We start from the raw sequence: 991 nt of genomic DNA, 5'->3' as shown, positions 1-991 counted from the left end.
CCTTGCGCCTGGAGGGCTGGGGCTACGGCGGGTTCGCCATCGGTGTGATGGCAGCGATGCCGGCGCTGGGCGTGCTGGTGGGGGCCGCGGTGGCCAGCCGCCTGGCCGGTTGGGTCGGTGTGCCTGCAGCGATGCGCCTGTGTTTGTGGGGCGGCGCGGCGTCCATTGCCCTGGTCGCGCTGCTGCCCAGCTACCCCTTGTGGCTGCTGCTGCGCCTGATGATCGGCATGTCGCTGACCGTGGTGTTCATCCTCGGCGAAAGCTGGATCAACCAACTGGTGGTCGAGCAATGGCGCGGACGGCTGGTGGCGCTGTATGGCAGCAGCTATGCCCTGAGCCAGCTGGCCGGGCCGCTGGTGCTGGGTTTCCTCGGCTCGGACGACGACTTCGGTTTCTGGGCAGCGACCGGCCTGCTGCTGGTTGCGCCTTTGATTTTGCTGGGTCGGGGAGGGGCGCCAACCACCGAGGCGTGCAGCGTGACCTTCAGTGACCTGTTCGGCTTCTGCCGACGATTGCCGGTGATCGCCTGGGCCATCGCGCTGTTCGCGGCGTTCGAGGCGATGATCCTGACGCTGCTGCCGGTGTACTGCCTGCAGCAAGGGTTCACCACGGAGGTGGCGTTGTTCATGGTCAGCACCGTGGTGGTGGGCGACGCGGTGCTGCAATTGCCGATTGGCGCTCTGGCCGATCGCATGTCGCGGCGCACGCTGTTCAGTGGCTGCGCGCTGGCCTTGCTGGTTTCCAGCTTGGCGATCCCCTTGCTGTTGCACACACCGGTCATCTGGCCGCTGTGGGTGTTGTTCGGTGCCAGTGCGGGAGGCTTGTTCACCCTGTCGCTGGTGCTCATCGGCGAGCGCTACCGGGATGACGAACTGGTGCGGGCCAACGCCCATGTGGCGCAGCTGTGGGGCATTGGTTGCCTGCTCGGGCCGTTGCTGGCCGGGGCGGGGAGCCAGTGGATCAGTGGACACGCGCTGCCGTTGCTGATGGC

The 991-nt window shown here is 67.2% G+C and carries 1 protein-coding gene; it reads left to right on the top strand.

Going from position 1 to position 991, the window contains the following annotated elements; translation table 11 throughout:
* A partial coding sequence (locus CC207_RS24415; protein ID WP_256582351.1) for an MFS transporter occupies positions 1 to 991 on the top strand: 991 nt, incomplete at both ends.

This window comes from Pseudomonas sp. DrBHI1, assembly GCF_002205115.1.
Taxonomy (GTDB): domain Bacteria; phylum Pseudomonadota; class Gammaproteobacteria; order Pseudomonadales; family Pseudomonadaceae; genus Aquipseudomonas; species Aquipseudomonas mosselii.
The sequence above is the reverse complement of the archived record's forward strand: the minus strand, read 5'-3'. Positions and strand labels throughout refer to the sequence as shown.